Origin of the sequence: Aerococcus agrisoli (assembly GCF_003797145.1) — a bacterium.
GTDB lineage: Bacteria > Bacillota > Bacilli > Lactobacillales > Aerococcaceae > Aerococcus > Aerococcus agrisoli.
Genome location: NZ_RKMG01000005.1, coordinates 71331 through 95146, shown reverse-complemented (window position 1 = coordinate 95146; position 23816 = coordinate 71331). Strand labels below are relative to the sequence as shown.

Below are 23816 nucleotides of genomic sequence, written 5' to 3'. Positions count from 1 at the left end.
CTAACTTTTGGGGGCCTCTACAGGACCAGGGATTTTTTTGTTATGCTAATTATCATCAATAGGGAATTCTTCGTGGAGTTGGTTTAAAGCATGTATATCGACACCACGTTCTAAGCGTAAATTACCATCTTCCATGTAATAGACTTTGTCACATGCGTCAATTAAGCGTTGATCATGGGTAACCATGATGACGGCTTTTTTGCCATTCTTGGCTTGCTTGGATAAAATTTGGACGACATCAAAGGCATTTTGTGTATCTAAACTAGCAGTAGGTTCATCAGCCAAAATGATGGATGGTCGATTAAACAGGGCTTTAGCAATGGCCACACGTTGGCGTTCACCACCCGAAAGTTCTTTCGGATATTTGTCTTTTAAATGTAGGATATTTAACTGTTCTAACAGGCTTTCGGCTTGGTGTTTGTTGAAGGATTCCTTTTGTACAATATTGATGAGTTGTAGTTGGTCTAGGACTGTTAAAAAAGGTACTAAATTTGAAGATTGTAAAACGAAACCTATATCATTGAAACGGATTTTACCCCGTTTGCGTTCGGATTCTGTTGAAAAAGGGTGACCGTTAATGGTGACTTCACCCGTGTCGGGTTGCTGAAGGCCACCCATGATAGTGAGCAGGGTACTTTTTCCCGAACCACTAGGACCAATAATGGCTACGAATTCGCCTTGTTCGATGGCAAAGCTTGTTGGCTGCAAGGCTTCAAAGCGATTCCGGCCTTGACCGAATGTTTTGGTTATTTGGATTGCTTGAATGGCAGACATGGTATCACTCCTATCCGATGGCTTGTAGTGGGTTGATTTTTGCAATGACACGTACTGAGAAGAGCGAGCCGATGAGGGCAAAGCCTATGGTTAAGCCAGTGATGATGGCAAAATATTCATAATTTACAGCGAATGGTACGGCTGAAGGTAGGACATAGGCGGATGCTAGGGTCAGGCCGAGTCCAATTCCTGATCCGAGTGTTGCTAGGATAAAAGTTTGGCCTACAACGGACATACCTATGAAACTAGTTGGGATTCCTTGTGCTTTCATGACACCAAAGATATCAATTTTCTGAACCGTCAGCACATACATAAAGATGCCGATGACGATGGAAGCAATGATGATTAAGAAGATAATCATGAAGGAAAAGGTTAGAACTTGTGCGGAGTATCCGGGTAAATTATTGATAAATTCAGCTATCGGGTAAAGGGCTAAGTTATCGTCTGTCAGTGTAATCTTGTCGGGATTTTCGGCACGTACAACAAAGGCACTCACAATGTCAGGGGCATTGGGATTGGCTAAACTGCGTAGGGCTTGGAAGGTGGCTAAATTCGTATATAGTACTGGGGCAACATTAAATTTGGCATTGTCTGTAAAACCAACTATGGTGATGGTTTCGTCAATAATAGATAGGGGGAGTTGATCGCCAATTTGTAAGTCAAATTCTTCTTGGAGGGAAATATCTGCGACGACTTCAAAATCATCCGTAAACGTTTGACCTTCGATGATATTTGGGGCGATAAAACTATCTGCCTCGATGCCAAATACAGTGGCTGTGATTCGTTCCTCTTCATCGGTATCGGCCTGACTGGTCATGACGACAGGTATTTGACCTAGTTTAGCAACTTCATCAGCGCCTTCAATTGCTGCGATAGCATCACTTTCCACCATGGACATATTAATCGTTGAGTTGGCTTCATCACTCAATACAATAGCATCAGCTGACCATTTATCAATACTTGTCCGATTATCCTGGGATAAACCGTAAGCTTGCCCCGTTAAAAAGTACACGAGGTATGAGACTAGAACCAGTACGCCTATGATTAGGGCATAACGTGATTTGTTGAATGTAATTTCTTTCCATGCTAAGAACATAATAATCCCTCTTTATATGGTGCTGTATTTTTTACGAAAAGGATGGAAAAACTTAGTAATTTCATCAAATAAATGATAACTTAAAAATAAAAAATATGATAGTATTTTAACGGAAGCGTATCCAAGTTTTTTGTTTGATGCTTCAGGGCTTTTCATCATTTTTTTGAATAGCTTTTACTCCTGCAAAGATATCCATTGAATTTTTACCATTGACCTGTCAAGACACCTTTGGTTAACATCAAATTATGGTATAATGGACGGACGAATGCAAGCATAAGTTAGCTTGTGTGGAAAAATTGCAAGAAATACATCATATAGATGATACAAAACATGCGAATCGAAATAAGATATGGTTCATGAAGAGCCATAGTATGAAGGAGGGCTATCGTGAGTCACCAAAAAAATACTGGACAATCTGTAGCTGAACAAACGAATATAAAAGAAAAGAAACTCATAAAAAATGAAAAACATGTCGACCATGATGAAGGTAAACCAGGAAAATTTCGGGCTTTTTGGCAGTGGTTAACAGGGCGATTTGCGGATATGGATGGGGTGATATTCATCCTGTATATCATTTTATTAGCAGTTGGTTTGTTGATGGTAACGACGGCTTCGTCATACCGGGCAACGGCAGAAGGTAGTCCAACGTATTATTATCTAATGCGACAAGCCTTGTTCGCAGGTGTTGGTTTTATTGCCTTGATTTTTATTTTTCTTATGAATGCTAAATTTTGGCGAAAAAAATGGATGCAGATATTCATATACGTTGTTATTTTGAGCCTACTTCTGGTTACGGCTAAATTTGGTAGAGCCATTAATGGGGCGCAAGGTTGGTTATTTTTAGGACCACTATCCCTGCAACCGGTTGAGTTTGCCAAACCAGCTTTGATCCTTTTAGTGGCACATTTTCTAAGTAAACGTGAGGTTCAAGACAGTTTGGTCAAGGCCAAAAATCCATTTGAATTAATCAAACAATTTTGGTTACCTTTGGGAGCGATACTATTTTGGTTAGTCATCATTTTTACTTTCCCAGATGTTGGTGGGGTGTTGATTCTAGGTTCCTTACTTGCCTTAATGATTTTGAACGCAGGTTTACCAATCTCATGGCTACGTAATACGGTTTTTGGCATAATCTTCATTTACTTTGTGGTTGTGCTCTTATTCCGTTTTGTGGATTTATCACATATTGATAGCTACCAAATTCAACGATTTACTGCTTTTATTGATCCATTCCAAGATGCACGAGATGCCGGTTTGCAATTAGTATATGGTTATTATGCTTTTGCAAATGGTGGTATTTTTGGTTTAGGTGCTGGGAATTCCATCCAAAAATTAGGCTATCTACCTGAAGCACATAATGACTTTATTATGGCAATTGTAGGAGAGGAATTTGGTATGTGGGGCGTGCTAGCAATCCTATTCCTATATTTTGGATTGGTTTTATACATTTTTTACCGCGCGCAAAAAATGAAACGTACTTATCATCAACTTATCCTACTGGGTGTGGGTGCTTATTTCTTAATTCAGGCATTCGTTAACTTAGGTGGGGTATTAGGCCTGATTCCTTTAACTGGGGTCACATTCCCATTCATGTCTTATGGTGGGTCAAGTTTATTAGTAACAAGTATTATGATAGGTATTGCCTTAAATATCCTACGAACAGACAAACAAATGTATCGCGCATCATTACAAGAAAAATTGCAAAAAGAAGAACGTAAGGTTTAAACCTTGCGTTCTTTTTGTCTCTCTATAAGGAACAAAAGATTACAAAAAGATGAGAAAATTATCATTTTTCTTCATAATGGGGATTAAAATCGGTTGAATCTATGGTACAATGAGCAAGTGAAACATAGCGTCTAGCAAATTAGTGACGTAAGAGAGGAAGTCAATATATGATTAACAAAGTCTTAGTTGCGAATCGTGGAGAAATCGCCATTCGTATTTTTCGAGCGTGTTTTGAGCTTGGCATACAAACAGTAGCCGTATATTCTCAAGAAGATGAGGGGTCAGTGCATCGTTTTAAAGCAGATGAATCTTACCGTTTATCAAGTGATAAGAAAGCGGTAGCTGCTTACTTAGATATTGAAACCATTATTCAAGTAGCCAAAGAGTCAGGTGCAGATGCAATTCACCCTGGTTACGGATTCTTATCAGAAAATACTGAATTTGCACGTCGTTGTGAAGAAGAAGGCATTAAATTTATCGGTCCATCATATGAAGTATTAGATATGTTTGGGGATAAAGTAAAAGCCCGTGAAGCTGCTAAAAAAGCAAATATTCCATTAATTCCAGGTTCAGATGGACCTGTAAACAGCCTTGAAGAAGTAATCGCCTTTGGTAATGAAGCTGGTTACCCAATTATCATTAAAGCTGCCCTTGGTGGTGGTGGACGTGGTATGCGTGTTGTTCGTTCAGAAGATGAAGTTGCCGAACAATACCGTATGGCTGTTTCAGAAGCAACAAAAGCATTCGGTTCTGGTGAAGCTTACGTAGAAAAATACGTAGAAGGACCAAAACATATCGAAGTGCAAGTAATTGCCGATGAACAAGGAAATACCATGCATTTATGGGAACGTGACTGTTCAGTTCAACGTCGTCACCAAAAAGTGGTTGAAGTTGCACCAACAGTAAACATGTCAATGGAATTACGTAACCGTATCTGTAATTCTGCTCGTGACTTCCTAGATTCTGTAGACTATGCCAATGCTGGTACAGTTGAATTTTTACTTGATGGCGAAGATTTCTACTTCATTGAAGTAAACCCTCGTGTCCAAGTAGAACATACAATTACTGAACAAATCACTGGTGTGGATATCGTCCAAACACAAATCCGTATCGCAGCTGGTGAAACATTAGAAGAAATTGGTCTACCTAAACAAGAAGATTTACCATTAAACGGTTTTGCTATCCAATGTCGTGTAACGACTGAAGATCCAAACAACAACTTCTTCCCAGATACAGGTAAAATCAATACTTACCGTTCTCCAGGTGGATTTGGTGTACGTTTAGATGCTGGTAATGGTTTCCAAAATACTGTTGTTAGCCCATACTTTGACTCAATGATTGCTAAATTGATTACTTATGGTACAACATTTGAAGATACTGTTGCGAAAATGGACCGTTCATTACGTGAATACCGTGTCCGTGGTGTTAAAAACAATATTCCTTTCCTAAGAAATGTTGTCAACCACCCAGTATTCCAAAATGGTACTGCCAACACAGTATTTATTGATAACACACCTGAATTATTCAACTTCCCTAAAGGACGTAACCGTGACCGTGGTAACAAGGTATTACAATACATTGGTGACATCACTGTGAATGGCTTCCCAGGAATTGAAAAAGAAAAAGGTATTTTTGACCCAGTTGTAAAACCAGATATCGAAATCGTATCTGCCAAAGGTCTAACTGCAAAACAAATTTTAGACCGCGATGGTGCTAAAGGGGTGCAAGACTTTGTCCGCAACTCTAAAGAGCTATTGTTAACTGATACAACAATGCGTGATGCCCATCAATCATTGATTGCTACACGTATGCGTACACGGGATATGTTAACACCTGCGAAAATCATGGAAGATGCCTTACCAAACTTATTCTCATTAGAAGTATGGGGTGGCGCTACCTTTGATGCATCATTCCGTTTCCTAACTGAAGATGCATGGAGCCGTCTAGAACAATTGCGTGCAGCGATGCCAAATACATTGCTACAAATGTTGTTCCGTGGTTCAAATGCTGTAGGTTATACATCATACCCAGATAACACATTGAAAGCATTCATCGATCAAGCCGCAGCTAGTGGTATCGATGTATTCCGTGTCTTCGACTCATTGAACTGGACAAAACAAATTGAAAAACCACTTCAATATGTTAAAGAAGCCGGTAAACTTGCTGAAGCTACTATGTGTTACACAGGGGATATCTTAAATCCTAATCGTACAAAATACTCATTGAATTACTACGTAAATCTAGCTAAAGAACTAGAATCAATGGGTGCAGATATCATCGCTGTAAAAGACATGGCTGGTTTATTAAAACCACAAGCAGCGTATGCTTTAATTTCTGAATTAAAAGAACATGTTAATGTGCCAATTCACTTACATACACATGATACAGCCGGTAATGGTATCTTGACTTACGCTGAAGCATCTCGTGCAGGCGTTGATATTGTTGATGTAGCAAGCTCTGCTTTCGCATCAACAACTTCTCAACCATCATTACAATCACTTTACTATGCAATGGAATACGATGAACGTAAACCGGATATCCATATCCAAAATGCAGAAAAAATTAACCAATACTGGTTAGGTGTTCGTTCATACTATGATGAATTTGCTTCAGGATTAGAAGGCCCAGAAACAGAAATCTACGACACTGAAATGCCTGGTGGTCAATATACAAACCTACAACAACAAGCAAAATCAGTTGGATTAGGTAGCCGTTGGAACGACATCAAGAAAATGTACCATGATGTGAACTTCCTATTTGGTGATATCGTAAAAGTAACGCCTTCATCAAAAGTTGTTGGGGACATGACATTATTCATGGTTCAAAATGACTTAACGATTGAAAAATTCTTTGAAGAAGGTAAAAAATACGACTTCCCACAATCAGTAAACGATTTATTCAAAGGTAAAATTGGTCAACCAGAAGGTGGCTTCCCTAAAGATGTACAAGACATCATCTTAAAAGGTGAAACAGCTACGACCAAACGTCCTGGTGAATTATTAGCACCAATTGATTTTGATGCTAAACGCCAAGAACTAATCGAACGCTTGGAAGACGATGATGTAGATGACAAAGATGTATTATCTTACATTATGTACCCAGACGTATTTGTGGATTACCGTCGTAAATTAGAACGTTACTCTGATGTTTCAATTATCCCAACACCAACATTCTTCTACGGAATGAAGACTGGTGAAACTGTGAATGTTGAAATTCAAAAAGGTAAAGTATTATACATCCGCCTAATCCAAATCGGGGAACTTGACGAAACAGGTCAACGTATCGTCTTCTTCGAATTGAACGGTCAATCTCGTGAAATTATTGTGCGCGATGCAAATGCGAAAACAGTTGCAGCCGTTAGACGTAAAGCAGATCACGGTAATACAAACCATATTGCCGCAACAATGCCTGGTACTATCTTAGACGTACAAGTGAAACAAGGGGATGAAATTGAAGAAGGTCAATTACTATTGATCTCTGAAGCCATGAAGATGGAAACAACCTTAAAAGCACCGCGTAAAGCAGTGGTTAAAGAATTACTTGTAACGAGTGGAGACCAAGTAAACTCTGGCGACTTATTATTAGTATTAGAATAAAAATAGAGTGTGATACAAAGCGTTCAGATTTGAACCGTTAGATTAAAATGAAATCAAGCCCGCACTTTGGGATTGAATGATTTTTCTGAAAAGCAGTCAAATCTGCTTTGTGAAGCACGTTTTAAATTCGTGCTAGCTGAGCGTATAAAAATCTCTTGACGCAAAGCACTTAGATTTGAGGAAGGGCTGGGCAGTTTTTACCCAGTCCTTTTTTCAAACTGTTTAGGGCTGTAAATTCCCAATTTTCCTGTTACAATAGGATTAATAGGAACTTTGTAAAAGGACGTTGATAATATGAGTATTTATGACAATCAACAAACACGTCAAGAATTGATCGTGTGGATGTATTCCAATAAAAAAGTAAAACAATTGCAAAAATATGGCTTTGTTTACTATATTTCTAAGAAAATGAAGTATGCCGTTTTATACACGGATATTCATGAAGCAGAACAAGTGCAACGCAATTTAGAAAAATTACACTTCGTACGTGAAGTTGAAGTTTCTCCTCGTCAATCAATGACAACTGATTACACAGGAACATTCGATGCCTATGTGGAGAAAGTGAAGGCAGCTAAAAACGCCAATGCTGAACAAAACGAAGTAGAAATGCATTAATGAACTGATTTAACAAAGAAGGCTGAGACAGATCCGTGTCTCAGGCTTTCTCATATGTATATTTTTGCATGGGTCAACACATATACCATCATTATTCACTTGGTAGTAGGGTGAAATTTTAGTATAGTAAAGGTATAAGTTATATTTGGGAGGAAAAGTGCATGGATCATAGCCCGTTTTTTTATTTAGCACTTCATGAGCACATATTAGATGTGCCGTATACACAATTAAAAAGACGCATTCGTGTCTTATTACCAAAGGATTACCATCAACATCCAGAGAAACATTATCCAGTGGTTTACATGCAAGATGGCCAAAATGTTTTTCACTCAAAAGAAGCTTTTTCTAAACATTCATGGAAAACCATACATGCCATTAAACGTAATCCGGACCTACCGCAAATGATCGTTGTAGGCATCGATAACGGCGAAGACTTGCGTACACTAGAATATCTACCTTGGACAATCAAGGGCGCCTATGATCCTACTTTAAATGGCCGTGGGGGTAGGGGCGCAGAGTATGCTGAATTTGTGATGACAATTGTTAAACAATTTGTGGATAGTCACTACCGAACCAAAACGGATGCTGACCATACGGCTGTGATTGGTTCATCATTTGGTGCGACCATTTCAACATTTTTAGGTGCAGCATATAAAGACCAAATCGGCCGATTGGGCATTTTTTCTTTGACCAATTGGGCGGTTGCCGACGATTTTGACCGATTTATTGGCCGAACAGCGCTTCCTTATAACCAACGCATTTATATTGAATGTGGCACGGAAGAGGGCGACGAGATCGATGAAATGATTATCGGCCCTTATACAGAACAAGCCTACATTTCCGATGCCGTAAAATACAGCCAACAAGTAGTTCAAGCAGGGGTTGCCTTGGAAAATGTATCCTTAAACATTTTCCATGGGGACGAACACTCGGAAAAATATTGGTCCAAGCATTTACCAGACTGTCTACGCTTTTTAAGCCAAGGTTGGTAACACAAAAAATCCACTCGCCTGAGTGGATTTTTTTATTGGTTATCATAAATAAAGTAGGAAAAAGTTTCATTAGTGTCAGCTGTTGCATCGTTTGATAGTGTCATTTTCCCAGCTTGGCGCCAACCTTTATGGTCATAAAAAGTATAGTCACAGGATTCATCGGTAAACAAATAGTAATTTTCAATCGCTTGTTTTTGGAAATAGTCCAGAGCTGATTGGAATAATTTACTACCGATGCCTAAACCTTGAAAAGTTGGATCAACAACAAATAGCACAATGCGACCTTGATAATCGACAGATTTTGCAGCTTCAGCGTAAAGGGCATTATCAGTGTCCCTTTCTTCTTGCATGATTTGGTAAAAATGATGCGACACTTCCGGCGCTTGCGCATTCAAGGTAATCACGGCATCTCGTGGACTCGTCATGATCATACGCATATGTTTTTGGTCATTATCTGCTGAAGCTAGGATGAGGCCAGCTACCTGACCGTCAACGACTGCTACCTGACCAAAACTACTGTCTTGTAAGGCGTTGTTTAAATCAAGTTCGACACAGGCATCTGTGGCTTCTGGATATTTTTCATAGCTTTCTTGAAACCAGGCTTGTCGGTCTAAACGATGTAACTCGGCAAAGTCGCTAGCTTCAATAGGTCTAATGCGTAATTCTTGTGTCATAAAACACCTCCAAGCCCATTTTATTAAACGTATGGGCAGAGTGCAAATAAGTCGCCGTAAAAAGTAGGTGCTCTATGATGATGCAATTCATTTTTAAGTGATAAGATGAAATGTGCTAAAATGGGATGTAGGCTTGTGTCATTAAAGATGAACACGTTTTCGTGAGCCGAAATGGAATTGCTTTTAATCAAGCTAACGCTTATAATAAAGTTGATATTCTAATCAAAAATTAATAATTTTTGTAAAACGATAGAGAGCGGAGGGAAATGCATGAATTTTATCGTGACATCACCATTTTATCCAGAAAATTTCCAACTATTTACAAATCGATTGAAAAAACAAGGATTTACGGTTTTAGGTATTGGACAAGAACCTTATGACCAATTATCTGCGAATTTAAAGAGCGATTTGACTGAATACTACAAAGTAAATGATTTAGAGAATGTAGATGAAGTGAAAAAGGCGGTAGCCTATTTATACTTCAAACATGGAAAAATCGATCGCATTGAATCAAATAATGAGCATTGGTTGAACTTAGAGGCTGAGATTCGCGAACAATTTAATATCCCTGGTAACAAACCAAGTGATTTGAAAAAAGTAAAATACAAATCTGAAATGAAGAAATTGTTCAAGAAGGCTGGTGTACCTACAGTACCTGGTAAAATTGCCAACAAGAAAACAGCTGTCAAACGTTTGGTAAAAGAACTTGGTTTACCCGTTGTAGCGAAACCAAACTCAGGTGTAGGATCTTCTGCGACCTACAAATTGATTGATGATGCTGATGTAGATAAATTTGTTGCTGAATGGGATGAGAAAGAACCTTACTTCTTTGAACCATATATCGAGGATGCGCGTTTATTATCTTTTGATGGTTTAATCGATCAAGAGGGGAACATTGTCTTTGAAACAGGCTTGTACTACAAGGAACCAACACTTGAAGTCATCAAACGCCAAGGTGACTTCGGTTACTGCATTCAAAAACAAATGCCTGAAAAATTACGTAAATACGGTCATGCCATTGTTGAACAGTTTGGCATGAAAGAACGTTTCTTCCATATTGAATTCTTTGAAGATGGTGATGACTTCTTGGCTGTTGAATACAATAACCGTGTTGCTGGTGGTTATACAATTGATATGTATAACTTTGCCAACCATATTGATTTATTTAAACAATATGCACGCGTGGTAGCAGGCCTACCGTTTGAACATTCAGATATTCCAAACCAATACTGCGTTGCCTTATCTCAACGTGACCAATTCACGTATGTACATAGTGATGCAGATATTCGTAGCCACTATGGCAATCGTTTTGTTTTCTCTAAACGAATGCCTGATGGGTTTGCTGAATTACAAGGTAATCAATTCTATGGTATTTTAGCGGATACACAAGAAGAAGTTGAGGATGTATTTAACTATATCCACCAACGTGTTGAACAATAATCGTTACCCCCTATAAGGACATAAACTGGAGGAAAGCCCATGCACGTAGAATTTTTAAATCATTACTCAGGACAACTTGGTCAAGAAATGTATCTAAATCGATATGGCCATGCAGGAATGCCGGTCGTTGTTTTCCCATCTTCTGGTGGGTCAAAAGATGAATTCGCAGATTTCGGTATGGTAGAAGCTGCCAAATATTTTGTAGATGAAGGAATTATTCAATTCTTTACTTTATCAACTTATGACCAAGAGTCATGGTTAAACAATGGGAAATCGTTACATGACCGAAGTGAAGCTCACAATGCATACGAACGTTATGTGATTGAAGAGGCGATTCCTTTTATCAAACATTACACTGGCTGGTTTGATCCAATGATGACAACTGGTTGTTCAATGGGGGCTTACCATGCTTTGAATTTCCAATTGAAACATCCGGATGTATTCTCTAAGTGCCTAGCTTTATCAGGTGTCTACGATGCACGCTTCTTTGGTGGCGACTTCGGTGATGACCAATCTGTATACTACAATTCACCTGCTGATTATATCTGGACTTTGGATGACCCATGGTTCTTGGATCATTTACGTCAAGCAGATATTGTTGTCGTGACTGGTTTAGGTGACTGGGAACAAGATGGTTTACCTGGTTATTACAAATTAAAAGAAGCATTTGCTTTGAAAGATTTACCAGCTTGGTTTGCAGAATGGGGTCCAGATGTATCACATGACTGGATTTGGTGGCGTAAACAGTTACCATTCTTCTTAGGACAAATGTTTTAAACTTTGAATGAACATGATGAAACGGTTGGAAGCGATTCTGACCGTTTTTCTTTGGCTTCAGATAAGCCAAGTCAATGTAGCGTGGGTTTAGAAATATGGTAAAATGGGAACAAATTGATAACGTGGGGTGACTAGTCTATGCGCGTCATAGCAGGAAAATACGGTAAACACCGTTTGAAGGCAGTGCCAGGAAATAATACGAGACCAACGACGGATAAAATCAAAGAATCTTTGTTTAATATTATCGGTCCTTATTTTGATGAAGATACACGAGTATTGGACTTTTATGCGGGGTCTGGTGCTTTAGGGATTGAAGCCATTTCTCGCGGTGCAGCTGAGGTTTATGGTTTTGAAAAGAACCGCCAAGCTATTGCGACGATTAAGGAAAATGTTGCGGCTGTTGGGATTGAGGACCAGTATACTTTAAAAGCTGGAGATAACCGGAAGGCTATAGGGCAGTTGCGGTTAGAAAAGCCGGACTTACAATTTGATTTGGTCTTTCTTGATCCCCCTTACAAGGGACAACAACTGGTGGATGTGATTGAGTCCTTTTTAGCAGATAATTGGATTGCAGCTGATGGACGATTGGTATGTGAATTGTCGAAAGAAGATGTGTTGCCAGAGGCGTTTGGACCGCTACAAGTGGTGAAAGATGTGACTTATGGTATTACACGTTTGGTGATTTATCGAATGGAGGAAGAAGTTTAATGGTAGGTAAAGGGAAAGCTTTGTATGCAGGTTCATTTGATCCATTGACGATGGGTCATGTGGATATGATTGAACGTGCGGCGGATATTTTTGAGTTTGTGTATGTTGCAGTTGCGACAAATACAACTAAGACGAGCTTATTTACTGGTGAAGAGAAATTGGCTTTGGCTAAAGAAGCGACGAAACATTTGGATAATGTGGAAGTTTTATACTTGAAATCTGGTTTGACAGTTAATTTCGCACGCGAGTTAGGTTGTAATGTTTTGATTCGTGGCCTACGTAATAGTGCAGACTTCGAGCAAGAGACCAACATTGCCATGATGAACAAAACACAAGCGCCAGATATTGAAACTGTTTTGTTGTTGTCTAGCGAAAAATACCGCTTTGTTTCAAGCTCAATTATCAAGGAAGTTGCGCGCTTTAAGGGTGATATTTCTGATGTGGTTCCTGCTAATGTGAACGAAGCCATCATCGCGAAATATGCGGCAATGGAAGATTAATTAGCGCTTTCCCACCTTTTCTACGTATAGATTAGATGAGGTGAGAAAAAATGAATCGATTCCAGGATTTCCTATCGCAAATAAAACACGACTTACACCATCATTCGTTACAAGTCTTTTGGGCCAAATACCAAAAAGTCTTGATGGCCGTTGGTGTCACAATCATATTATTTATCGGACTGGGGGTCTATACGGCTACCCAGTTATTTGGCGTGCCATCAAATCAACAAGATTTGATAGCTAAAGACAGTGAATTGCTTGATACAGCCTTAGCACTTGAAAATGATGTGTCCACTGGATCAAGTGTGACTTCTGAAGAATCGATTGCTTCATTAGAAGAAAGCACAGCAAAAACTGCCACGTCAGTAATCGTGTCATCAAGTGTAAGTAGTCAACCAGTGACTTGGTATGTGGATGTGAAAGGAGCCGTTCGCGTGCCACAAGTAGTCCCTGTGACTGAGGGGATGCGTATCCACGATGCTATTGCCCTGGCCGGTGGGTTAACACCGGATGCAGATCAGGCACAAGTGAACTTAGCCCAATTAGTCACAGATCAGATGGTAATATATGTTCCTAAAACAGGGGAGGAAGTTCAAGCGAGCGTGACGTCTTTGGTTGAAGCTACACAATCGACGCAGACTTCCAGTGATGGGGCAAATGCAAGTATTAGTGGGAAAGATGAAGCACAAAAAATCAATATAAATACAGCGGATGCAAATGAGCTGCAAAATTTATCGGGAATTGGTGAAAAACGCGCTGCTGATATTATTCAGTATCGTGAAATCAATGGTCCATTTGAAACAATCGATGACCTAGATAAGGTTTCGGGTATTGGCGAGAAAACCATGGAAAATTTGCGCGATTTTATAGTGGTTAAATAGATGAAATATGGGTTAATTTTTCATGCGGTAGGTATTTTGTTGTTAATATTGCTTGTTTTTAAGCCACATTTTTGGAGTTTTTTATTATATCTAGTGTGGTTAGTGCGGGTGTTTTGCCTTCACAATAGGCAGTTCTTGCGCCAATTTGTGGTCATCCAACTATTATTAGGCATGTTTTTTGTATATCACAAACAAGAGGAAGTTAGTCATTTGACTGGCAAGGAACAACAATTTATGTTGGATGTTGCTGTTACAGATATTAAGGTGGAAGGGAATTTGTTGTCCTTAAAAGGGCAAACATCTGATACCGTAGACGGCAAGTCAGAAAAAATCCAGGTGTTTTATACACTGCCGGATGAACAAAGTCAAAAAGATTGGATGACTGTACCACAATCAGTGCGCGTGTTCGCAGAGGGTACTTTAGAAGTTCCAAATCAAAATGGTAATTTTTATTTATTTAATTACCAAGAATATCTGAAGCGTCAGGATATATATTGGATATTATCAGCGGATGAAATCAGGATTGAATCCTCACTTTCCAGTTTCACCTATTGGTTGCCGAATACAGCTCAGGCAATTACCCAGTGGCTACAAACGCTAAGCAACCAAACTGTCCAGGCCTACAGTTTATCTTTATTCTTCAATCAAATGGACGCCTTAGATGAAGATGCCTTGTCCGCTTATCAGACAATTGGATTGATCCATTTATTCTCCATTTCAGGCTTTCATGTGCAATATTTCTTGCGTATTTTCAAGAATATATTTTTGCGCATGGGTTTGACAGTAGAGCATTTTGACTTGATTGCTATTCTTATTTTAGGTCTATATACCATGATATTAGGTATGCCGTACGGTTTAATTAGGTCAACCATGGCGTACAGCTATAACGTTATTCAAGACAGACGGGGACAAGATCCGTCGTCAATCATGGGGACGACTTGGGCAATGCAAGTGTTAATGATTTTAGATCCTCAAGTAATTTTTAGCTTGTCCTTTCAACTAACATTTGCACTTTCCTATACCATCTTATTCACAGGACAAGCAATTCAGGCCAGATACCAACATCCACTCATGGTCGAATTATGGCAAAGTTTTACCTGCACCTTAGTCACCATCCCTTTTCTCATCATGACCTATTTTGAATTTTCTTGGATTGCTTTATTCCTGAATTATGTTTACTCATGGGTATTCGCAGCCTTTCTATTCCCAGGCTTGCTCAGTATTTTAGCCTTACATATATTTACATTAGCGAATTACTTTTGGTGGCTACAATCCGCTATCGCCTATATCATCCAAGGGGTAGAAGGAATTGCCAAGTTTGCCCAATCTTGGACCTGGTTCCATTGGATAACCGGTCGTCCGCAAACATGGGTCTTGCTATTCTTTGTCTGCAGTCTCTTATATTTCCTGGTTTCATTATCCGAACCACAACTTCAAAAATCAGCCCATATATTTATCGCCATAGCCATATTAGCCTTATACGCCAATCCTTATTTGCACCGTTATGGGCAGGTTGCCATGGTAGATGTCGGTCAGGGCGACAGTCTTTTACTTGAAATGCCCTACCAATCTAATGTATATGCGATTGATCTGGCTGGAAAAATGAACTTCAGTGAAATTGCCGGCGAAACGAAGGAAGAAGATGCCTGGAAAATGAGGGATAGCGACTCCCTCGCTGAACGGCAACTGATACCAATGTACAAGGCTGCAGGCGTTCGCCGATTGAAGGGTGTCTTTTTGACCCACGGTGACTATGATCACATTGGTTCTTTTGTTGAAATTGCAGCTACTTTTCCCATAGAAAACTTATATCTGCCTATTGGCATGCAAGCTGACAAGGAATCGCTCACGACGATAGAGGCAGGGATTCAAGCGGGGCGAAATCCGGATATGAACATCATTTGGCTAAGGACTGGGGATCAGATGAACCTAAATCGCCACACCAAATTACTGGTATTGGCACCTAGTGAAGTCAGTGATGGTGAGAATAAGGATTCACTTGTCCTGTACGGGCAAATTGGCTTGCATCGATTCTTGTTTACGGGTGATATTGAGGGCGCGGAAGAGGGAATTTTGCCGCAAGTACCGGTGGATATTTTGAAGGTTGCCCATCATGGGTCTGAGAATTCGACACCACCAGCGTTTATTGAAAAGATCCAACCAAAGATTGCTTGGATTTCGGTGGGGAAGGAGAATCGTTACGGTCATCCAAGTGAGCGGGTCGTGGCGGATTTAACTGCTGCGGGTGTGGAAATTCAAAGAACTGATACAATGGGCGCTGTCCACTATATTTATTGGCCAAAATCAGCTAAAATAGAAACAGTGCATTAAAACTAGGAGGTGTGAAATGGAATTACAAAAGGCAATTCAGGCTTTAGAACATGGGCAGTTTGACCCTATCTATGTCTTACAAGGACCAGAAAATTACCTCATCGACCGCTTCTTGACTGCTATTCAAAACCGTTTTTTAGGCGATGAAGCCAATTCTATGAACTATGTATCATTTGATTTGGAAGAAGATAGTTTGAATGATGCGATGATTGAAGCAAATACCATTTCATTCTTTAATGAGCCACGTCTGATTATTATGCGTCATCCATTATTCATGACGGGTAAAAAGAGTAAAGGCGCAGTGAAACAAGACGTTACTAGTCTATTGGATTATTTGGATAACCCCGCAGAGGAAGTCATTATAGTGATTGTAGCCGATTATGATTCTATCGATAGTCGTAAAAAAATAGTAAAAGAATTGAAGAAAAAGGCAACATTTGTGGATACAAGTCTGATGCCCGAAAATCAGGTAAAAGATTACATGCAACGATATGTGAAATCTGAGGGTGTAGAGATGACGCGTGAAGCGATGGGCTTATTTTTGGAACGTACGCACTATCAATTAACTTTGTCAGTGAGAGAAATGGACAAGTTAATTTTATATGTGGGCGAGGAAAAGAAAATCACACATCACGATGTGGAAGTGCTGGTGTCACCAACGATTGATGATAATATATTCCATTTAACAGATTATATTATGCGTCAAGATGCGGGTGCAGCCCTTAGCATGTACCGTGAGTTGATTGCACAGAAACAACAACCGATTGCGATTTTGGGTTTGTTAGAATCAAATTTCCGCTTGTATACGCAAATCGTGCAACTGTCTAAAGCAGGTTATGATCAAGGGTCAATTGCCAAAACAATTGGCGGACATCCATACCGAATTAAAATGGCTGCCCAAGCGATGCGTGCCTATGCACCAGAACGATTGATGCTAGGTTACATGAAATTGGTCGAATTAGATTTCGATATTAAACAGGGGAAAGTAGACCAAAACCTTGGTATTGAATGGTTTATTTTAGATTTTTGTGGCAAACGTGCCATGGGCTAAGAAAAAGACAACAAAAAAAGAAGGAAAATGCGTACGTCATTTTCCTTCTTTTTATTTACTTGAATTTGGTAACACCATTTACCAAGAACAAATTATAATTTTTTAGCTAAGCGAGATTTTTCGCGAGCAGCTTTGTTAGCGTGGATTAGACCTTTGCTAGCAGCTGAATCGATTACTTTAGAAGCGTAACGGAATAATTCTTCCTTGTTGTCTGCGTTTGTAGCAGCAGCTTCTTCGAAACGTTTAGCAGCTGTACGTACAGAAGCGATTTTCGCGCTGTTACGAGTATTAGCAGTTTCGTTTTGACGAACACGTTTGATTGCAGATTCAATATTTGGCATTAAAAACACCTACTTTCTTGTCAAATTATAAGAGTGAACTTGTCACTAACAGACAATATTATACAGAATTTAACCCATACAAGTCAAGGTATATTTGTGAAAAGGCATATATTTATTAAAAGTGAACAAAATATGGTGTTGGGATAAAAGTATAAAATTTTAGCTTTTCGTCCTTGCAGTTTAAGTTCCTTATGAGCCGTGGCACCCCCGGGAGCCAAGGTCTCCCGGTTTGAAATCGAGCCAAGGTATCGATTTCATGCTCTTTCACGGCTAAGGAACAACACTTACAGTCCTTCAAATTTTCTATGAAATATATGCGCGTTTAAATAAATCATATACGCTAAATCAAAAGGCGCGAATAATTCTTTAAATAAATAATTCCGTTTATTGAAGGTATTTTGTCCAATATACTATTATCAAAAATGGAATTATTTCAGCATTAGTCACTAGGATGGTATAATAAATTGATATGAAATAGTGTAAATGAAATAAGAAAGTGAGGTTCATGATGAAAGATCAATTTGAATTAGTTTCAGAATATGAACCAAGTGGAGACCAACCCGTAGCCATTAAAAAAATTGTTGAAAGTATTGAAGAAGGGCAACCAGCCCAAGTATTACTAGGTGGTACGGGTACTGGTAAAACCTTTACCATGGCCAATGTAATTGCACAAACCAACCGTCCAACCTTGGTATTGGCACATAATAAAACATTAGCAGGGCAATTATATGGTGAGTTAAAAGAGTTTTTCCCCAATAATGCAGTAGAGTACTTTGTATCTTACTATGACTACTATCAACCCGAAGCATACGTACCATCAAGTGACTCTTATATAGAAAAAAGTGCGTCGGTCAATGATGAAATTGATAAATTGCGTCATTCAGCAACTTCAGCCATTTTGGAACGACGAGATACGATTATCGTTGCATCTGTATCTTGTATTTATGGGTTAGTGAATCCGGCAGAATATCGAGAACACGTCATTTCCATTCGCCAAGGTCAAGAAATGAGCCGCGACAACTTTATGTTACGTTTAGTTCAAAACCAATATGAACGGAATGATATTGATTTTCAACGTGGTACTTTCCGTGTTCGTGGCGATATTGTGGATGTGTTTTTAGCATCTCATGATTCATCTTCAATTCGTGTGGAATTCTTTGGTGATGAGATTGATCGAATTCGTGAAGTGGATGCCTTAACTGGTGAAGTCCGTAATGAAGTAGAACATTTCCCAATCTATCCGGCAACTCACTTTGTGGTTGACCATGAGCAAGTAGAAAAATCAGTTAAATCGATTGAAGAGGAGTTAGAAGCACGTCTAAAAGAATTACGTGATGATAACAAACTATTAGAAGCACAACGTTTAGAGCAACGAACCCGTTATGATATTGAGATGTTACTAGAAATGGGTTATTGCAATGGTATCGAAAACTACTCACGTCATATGGATGGCCGTCAACCAGGCGAAGCACCCTATACTTTATTAGACTTCTTCCCAGAAGATTTCCTATTAATGGTAGATGAATCACATATGACCATGCCACAAGTACGTGGTATGTATAATGGAGATAAAGCACGTAAACAAGTATTAATTGATCATGGTTTCCGTTTACCTTCAGCCTTAGACAACCGACCATTACGTTTAGAAGAGTTTGAAGAGAAATTAAATCAAGCACTGTATGTATCTGCGACACCAGCTGATTACGAGGTCGAAAAATCTGGTGAGGACCATATCGTCCAACAAATTATCAGACCAACAGGTTTATTGGATCCAACAATCGAAGTTCGACCTATTGATGGACAAATTGATGATTTGATTGGTGAAATCAATACGCGTATTGAAAGGGCAGAACGTGTCTTCATTACAACGATGACAAAACGTATGGCAGAAGACTTGACTGACTATTTAGAAGATGTGGGCATTAAGGTGAAATATCTTCACTCTGACATTAAGACTTTGGAACGTACTGAAATTATTCGCGACCTACGTTTAGGTGTATTCGATGTTCTGGTTGGGATTAATTTACTACGTGAAGGTATCGATGTGCCTGAAGTTTCCCTTGTTGCGATTTTAGATGCTGACAAGGAAGGTTTCTTGCGTAATGAACGTTCCTTGATTCAAACAATTGGACGTGCAGCGCGTAACCAAAATGGGCATGTAATTATGTACGGTGACCACATTACTGATTCAATGCGTCGAGCAATGGATGAAACTGCTCGTCGTCGTGGTATTCAAGAAGCATATAATGAAGAACATGGTATTGTGCCGAAAACAATCAAAAAAGATATTCGAGATGCTATTCGCATTACCCATGTAAATTCAGAAGAAATGAGCAACTCGTTAACAGAACAAATCCGTTCATTGAAACGAGATGATAAAGAACAAGCATTACGTAATGTAGAATTAGAAATGAAACAAGCGGCTAAAGAATTGAACTTTGAAAAGGCGGCCGAACTTCGCGATATTATATTAGAGTTGAAAGCCGAAATGAAACGGTAAGGACGCTGGCAATTAGAGGGGGAACGATGGTTCAACCTCTATTTTGCTATATTGGATTGCATTGAATGGGGTGATTACAGGCAATATACATTGAAAATTGATTCACGATTGGTAAAGCAGGTAGTCAAATGTTTATTTTGCAGCATAAAATACCTAATTTTCGTCAAATTATCATTAAAATCAAATGTGTAACACTGTATTTTTTAGAAAAGTCAAAAAAACGTTAATTACCAATATAAATGACGTATGTAAACTGTAATAGTACAATTCGAAGTCTTGTATCACTTTTGGCCAAAAAAGGCAAAAACAGAACAATATTGTACTCAAAAGTGCCTTTTTTTGATAAATATTTGGCTCACAAGCACGAATTTCATGAAATCTTTGGACGAAACTGTTTTACATGCTAGAATTCAAGTTGTTAAATTTTAAATACATGGAGGGCAATCTAATATGTCAAAAGACAAAATTAATATCGGTTTAGCCGTAATGAAAATTTTGGAAAGCTGGGGAGCGGATACAGTTTATGGTATTCCTTCTGGTACATTAAGTGCATTTATGGATGCAATGGGTGAAGAAGGCCACAACGTTAAATTCATCCAAGTGAAACACGAAGAAGTAGGGGCTATGGCTGCTGAAATGCAATGGAAATTCGGCGGTAACTTAGGTGTTACTGTTGGTTCTGGTGGTCCAGGTGCAACTCACTTAATCAATGGTTTATACGATGCAGCAATGGATAACATTCCAGTAGTTGCTATCTTAGGTTCTCGTCCTTCAAAAGAATTAAACATGGACGCATTCCAAGAATTAAACCAAAACCCAATGTACGATCACATTGCAGTTTACAACCGTCGTGTAGCTTACGCTGAACAATTACCTAAATTGGTTGACGAAGCAGCTCGTACAGCGATTGCTAAACGCGGTGTTGCCGTATTAGAAATCCCTGGTGACTTCCCACGTGGTGAAATCGATGCAGATGCATGGTACTCATCAGCTGACAGCTTACGTGACTACGTTCCATCAGCTATCAACGATGCAGACATCGATGCAGCAGTTGAAGCATTAAACAATGCTAAACGCCCTGTAATCTATGCTGGTATTGGTACTATGGGTCACGGTCCAGCAGTTCAAGAATTAGCTCGTAAAATCAAAGCTCCAGTTATCACTACTGGTAAAAACTTTGAAACATTTGAATGGGACTTCGAAGGTTTAACTGGTTCTACTTACCGTGTAGGTTGGAAACCAGCTAACGAAGCTGTATTAGAAGCAGACACTGTATTATTTGCAGGTTCTAACTTCCCATTCGCTGAAGTTGAAGGTACTTTCCGTAACGTTAAGAACTTCATCCAAATCGATATCGATCCAGCTATGTTAGGTAAACGTCACCACGCAGATGTAACAATCTTAGGTGATGCTGGTCAAGCAATTGATCAAATCTTAGCTAAAGTTGATGCTGTTGAAGAATCAGCATGGTGGAACGCTAACTTGAAGAACATCGCTAACTGGCGTGAATACATGAACAAATTGGAAACTAAAACTGAAGGTGACTTACAGTTCTACCAAGTTTACAATGCGATCAACAAATACGCTGATGAAGATGCAATCTTCTCTATTGATGTTGGTAACTCAACTCAAACATCAATTCGTCACTTACATATGACACCTAAGAATATGTGGAGAACTTCACCATTATTCGCTACAATGGGTATCGCTATCCCAGGTGGTTTAGGTGCGAAAAACACTTACCCAGATCGTCAAGTATGGAACTTAATGGGTGACGGTGCTTACTCTATGACATACCCTGACGTTGTTACAAACGTACGTTACAACATGCCAGTAATCAACGTAGTGTTTGCGAATACTGAATATGCGTTCATCAAGAACAAATACGAAGACACAAACAAAAACTTATTCGGTGTAGACTTCACTGATGTAGACTACGCTAAGATTGCTGACGCACAAGGTGCTGTTGGTTTCACTGTTCGTCGTATCGAAGATATGGACCAAGTAATGGCTGACGCTGTTGCTGCTTACAAAGAAGGTAAGACAGTTGTTATCGACGCTAAGATCACTAACGATCGTCCAATCCCTGTAGAAACTTTAGAATTAGATTCTAAATTATACAGCGAAGAAGAAATCAAAGCTTACAAAGAACGTTATGAAGCTGAAGAATTAGTGCCATTACGTGAATACTTAGAAGCTGAAGGCTTAGAGTCTCAATACATTAAATAATGTTATTGATCATCTTGTAACTTACGAATATTCAGACAATTAAGAAAGGTCATTCCAAGCATGCTTGGGATGACCTTTTTGCGTATATGGGAAAACTGACCACAAGAAAAACCGTTAAGGCCTCATTCTTGTTGAGGTCTTAACGGTTTTAAAATTGTCTTATTTCTTTTGTTTACCTGCATTGCGATTTGATGTTTTCAATTGTTTTTGAATACTTGCAGGATTGCTTTCTTCTTTTACGCTGTTCGTAACATCTTTACGGCCAGTGCTTGAAGGTGTAACGACTTTAATCGGATTTTCTTTCATTTCCTTGTCAACTTCCGCTTGAATTTTTGGACGGTAGTAGAAAGTAGTGAACACTGTTTGTAAGATTGACCAAATAGCACCTGTTAAGAAGTATAAAGTTAAACCAGCTGGTGTTGTAAATACGATGAATCCCATCATAATTGGTGTCATGAATAAAGTTGAACGCATTTGCGCTTTTTGCTCTTCAGGAATACCTTGTAGTGAAATAAATGATTGAATTACGTACATAATGATTGTGATAACCGCTAATACCAAGTTTGAACTACCAAGAGAAATACCTAGGAATTGTGAACTTGCAATCGCATCACTTACGCGGATAGCAGTATACAAACCAGAGATGATTGGTAATTGTAATAGTAACGGTAAACAACCCATACCACCTAAAAGGTTAATGTTGTTTTCGCGCATGAATTCTTGTTGCTCAGTTGCTAAACGCATTTTTTCTTCTTGCGTTGTTGCATTCTTTTGACGTTCTTGAATTTCTTTCAAGTGTGGTTGGAATGCTTGCATACGAATTTGTTGGCGAGTTGAAGATTTTAATTGATTCAATGTTAATGGTAATAAGATGACACGAATTAAAATCGTAATGATGATAATCGCTAGACCATAGTTACCAGAAAATTGATTCGCAATCCAAGTGATTAAGCTATCAATTGGTGCTACAGTAAGACGGTACATAATACCATCTGGGTTATTTGGGTTAGCACATCCACCCAAAAATACCACGAGTGACATCACTAAAAACATTAGTGATAGTCGTTTATTCTTTAAACGGCTTGACAATTCTTCACGTCCTTTGATTTTTTGTATATAGATTAACGATACATTTAAGCTATACTATATTTTGCTTAACGTTATCATTGTAGCTAATTTAAGGATGAGTTTCAATAAATGGCGCTAAATTTCGTCATTTTTTCACTTTCATAGCTATCAATCAGCTGGATACCATCGACGCGGGCGAACGGATTGTTTCGATTATGTTTAAGTGCTTGAAGAAACTCAGCCAATTGTTCCTCATCAGCTTGGACAATAACCTCCACACTACCATCATCCAAATTTCTGGCAGAGCCGCCTAAGCCCATTTGAGTGCCTAACATGGTTGTAGAGTTACGGAAACCAACGCCTTGAACGCGTCCGATGACATGGTATTTATAAGTTTTCATTATATACCTACTTTCTTTTGATCAAAATGCCTAGAATAGTTAAGTGTGTAATATCTTTAGCAAGCGTATTTCTCAATGATTTGTATAGAGGCATGAAACGTATCGTCTTTAAATTTG

19 protein-coding genes are annotated in these 23816 nt (G+C 39.0%); 13 read left to right on the top strand and 6 right to left on the bottom strand.

Features of this window, described 5'->3' with window-relative positions:
* Positions 1-45 precede the first annotated feature (45 nt).
* The gene (locus EF384_RS02760) at positions 46-774 is read right to left on the bottom strand and encodes an ABC transporter ATP-binding protein (RefSeq protein WP_123779462.1); all 729 of its coding nucleotides are present in this window, start codon (positions 772-774) and stop codon (positions 46-48) included.
* A 10-nt stretch (positions 775-784) separates the two neighbouring features.
* Positions 785-1870, bottom strand: coding sequence for an ABC transporter permease (locus tag EF384_RS02755; protein ID WP_123779461.1), 1086 nt, complete (start codon positions 1868-1870; stop codon positions 785-787).
* A gap of 387 nt (positions 1871-2257) precedes the next feature.
* Here EF384_RS02755 and EF384_RS02750 point away from each other — a divergent pair, with 387 nt between their 5' ends.
* The 4 genes from EF384_RS02750 (at position 2258) to EF384_RS02735 (ending at position 8798) form a co-directional block, all read left to right on the top strand.
* Positions 2258-3595 (top strand): FtsW/RodA/SpoVE family cell cycle protein, encoded by a 1338-nt coding sequence (locus EF384_RS02750; protein ID WP_233570016.1) that lies wholly within the window; start codon positions 2258-2260, stop codon positions 3593-3595.
* Between the two features lie 167 nt (positions 3596-3762).
* Entirely contained in the window at positions 3763-7191 is a 3429-nt protein-coding gene (locus tag EF384_RS02745) for a pyruvate carboxylase (protein ID WP_123779460.1), read from the top strand.
* Positions 7192-7485: 294 nt separating this feature from the next.
* Complete coding sequence (locus EF384_RS02740) at positions 7486-7806, top strand: YlbG family protein (protein ID WP_123779459.1); 321 nt, start codon at positions 7486-7488, stop codon at positions 7804-7806.
* A 161-nt stretch (positions 7807-7967) separates the two neighbouring features.
* The gene (locus tag EF384_RS02735; RefSeq protein ID WP_123779458.1) at positions 7968-8798 is read left to right on the top strand and encodes an alpha/beta hydrolase; all 831 of its coding nucleotides are present in this window, start codon (positions 7968-7970) and stop codon (positions 8796-8798) included.
* Between the two features lie 32 nt (positions 8799-8830).
* Here the strand turns inward: EF384_RS02735 and EF384_RS02730 are convergent, their stop codons facing one another.
* Positions 8831-9472 (bottom strand): GNAT family N-acetyltransferase, encoded by a 642-nt coding sequence (locus tag EF384_RS02730; protein WP_123779457.1) that lies wholly within the window; start codon positions 9470-9472, stop codon positions 8831-8833.
* 270 nt (positions 9473-9742) lie between these two features.
* Between EF384_RS02730 and EF384_RS02725 the strand changes: the two genes are divergently transcribed.
* From EF384_RS02725 to holA, 7 genes are all read left to right on the top strand, one after another.
* A complete protein-coding gene (locus EF384_RS02725) occupies positions 9743-10912 on the top strand; it encodes an ATP-grasp domain-containing protein (protein ID WP_123779456.1) in 1170 nt (389 codons plus the stop codon).
* 39 nt (positions 10913-10951) lie between these two features.
* Positions 10952-11689, top strand: a complete 738-nt coding sequence (locus tag EF384_RS02720) for an esterase family protein (RefSeq protein WP_123779455.1) — start codon at positions 10952-10954, stop codon at positions 11687-11689.
* A gap of 138 nt (positions 11690-11827) precedes the next feature.
* Positions 11828-12397 carry a 16S rRNA (guanine(966)-N(2))-methyltransferase RsmD gene (gene rsmD, locus EF384_RS02715; RefSeq protein WP_123779454.1) on the top strand — a complete coding sequence of 190 codons (570 nt, stop codon included), beginning with the start codon at positions 11828-11830 and terminating at the stop codon, positions 12395-12397.
* Positions 12397-12897 (top strand): pantetheine-phosphate adenylyltransferase, encoded by a 501-nt coding sequence (coaD, locus tag EF384_RS02710; RefSeq protein WP_123779453.1) that lies wholly within the window; start codon positions 12397-12399, stop codon positions 12895-12897. The genes rsmD and coaD overlap by 1 nt, the downstream gene beginning before the upstream one ends.
* A 50-nt stretch (positions 12898-12947) precedes the next feature.
* A complete protein-coding gene (locus tag EF384_RS02705) occupies positions 12948-13778 on the top strand; it encodes a helix-hairpin-helix domain-containing protein (protein WP_233570015.1) in 831 nt (276 codons plus the stop codon).
* Positions 13779-16109: a DNA internalization-related competence protein ComEC/Rec2 gene (locus EF384_RS02700; RefSeq protein ID WP_123779452.1), complete on the top strand. Its 2331-nt coding sequence runs from the start codon at positions 13779-13781 to the stop codon at positions 16107-16109.
* A gap of 16 nt (positions 16110-16125) precedes the next feature.
* Positions 16126-17160, top strand: coding sequence for a DNA polymerase III subunit delta (gene holA, locus EF384_RS02695; RefSeq protein WP_123779451.1), 1035 nt, complete (start codon positions 16126-16128; stop codon positions 17158-17160).
* Positions 17161-17252: 92 nt separating this feature from the next.
* Here the strand turns inward: holA and rpsT are convergent, their stop codons facing one another.
* The gene (gene rpsT / locus EF384_RS02690) at positions 17253-17501 is read right to left on the bottom strand and encodes a 30S ribosomal protein S20 (RefSeq protein ID WP_094518596.1); all 249 of its coding nucleotides are present in this window, start codon (positions 17499-17501) and stop codon (positions 17253-17255) included.
* A gap of 505 nt (positions 17502-18006) precedes the next feature.
* Here rpsT and uvrB point away from each other — a divergent pair.
* Together uvrB and spxB are read left to right on the top strand one after the other, a co-directional pair.
* Positions 18007-20001 carry an excinuclease ABC subunit UvrB gene (gene uvrB, locus EF384_RS02685; protein WP_123779450.1) on the top strand — a complete coding sequence of 665 codons (1995 nt, stop codon included), beginning with the start codon at positions 18007-18009 and terminating at the stop codon, positions 19999-20001.
* A 450-nt stretch (positions 20002-20451) separates the two neighbouring features.
* The gene (gene spxB, locus EF384_RS02680; RefSeq protein WP_123779449.1) at positions 20452-22230 is read left to right on the top strand and encodes a pyruvate oxidase; all 1779 of its coding nucleotides are present in this window, start codon (positions 20452-20454) and stop codon (positions 22228-22230) included.
* A 159-nt stretch (positions 22231-22389) separates the two neighbouring features.
* Here spxB and yidC read toward each other — a convergent pair whose 3' ends face one another.
* Both yidC and EF384_RS02670 read right to left on the bottom strand, forming a co-directional pair.
* Positions 22390-23319, bottom strand: a complete 930-nt coding sequence (gene yidC / locus EF384_RS02675) for a membrane protein insertase YidC (RefSeq protein WP_123779448.1) — start codon at positions 23317-23319, stop codon at positions 22390-22392.
* A 101-nt stretch (positions 23320-23420) separates the two neighbouring features.
* The gene (locus EF384_RS02670; protein ID WP_123779447.1) at positions 23421-23699 is read right to left on the bottom strand and encodes an acylphosphatase; all 279 of its coding nucleotides are present in this window, start codon (positions 23697-23699) and stop codon (positions 23421-23423) included.
* Between the last annotated feature and the right edge of the window lie 117 nt (positions 23700-23816).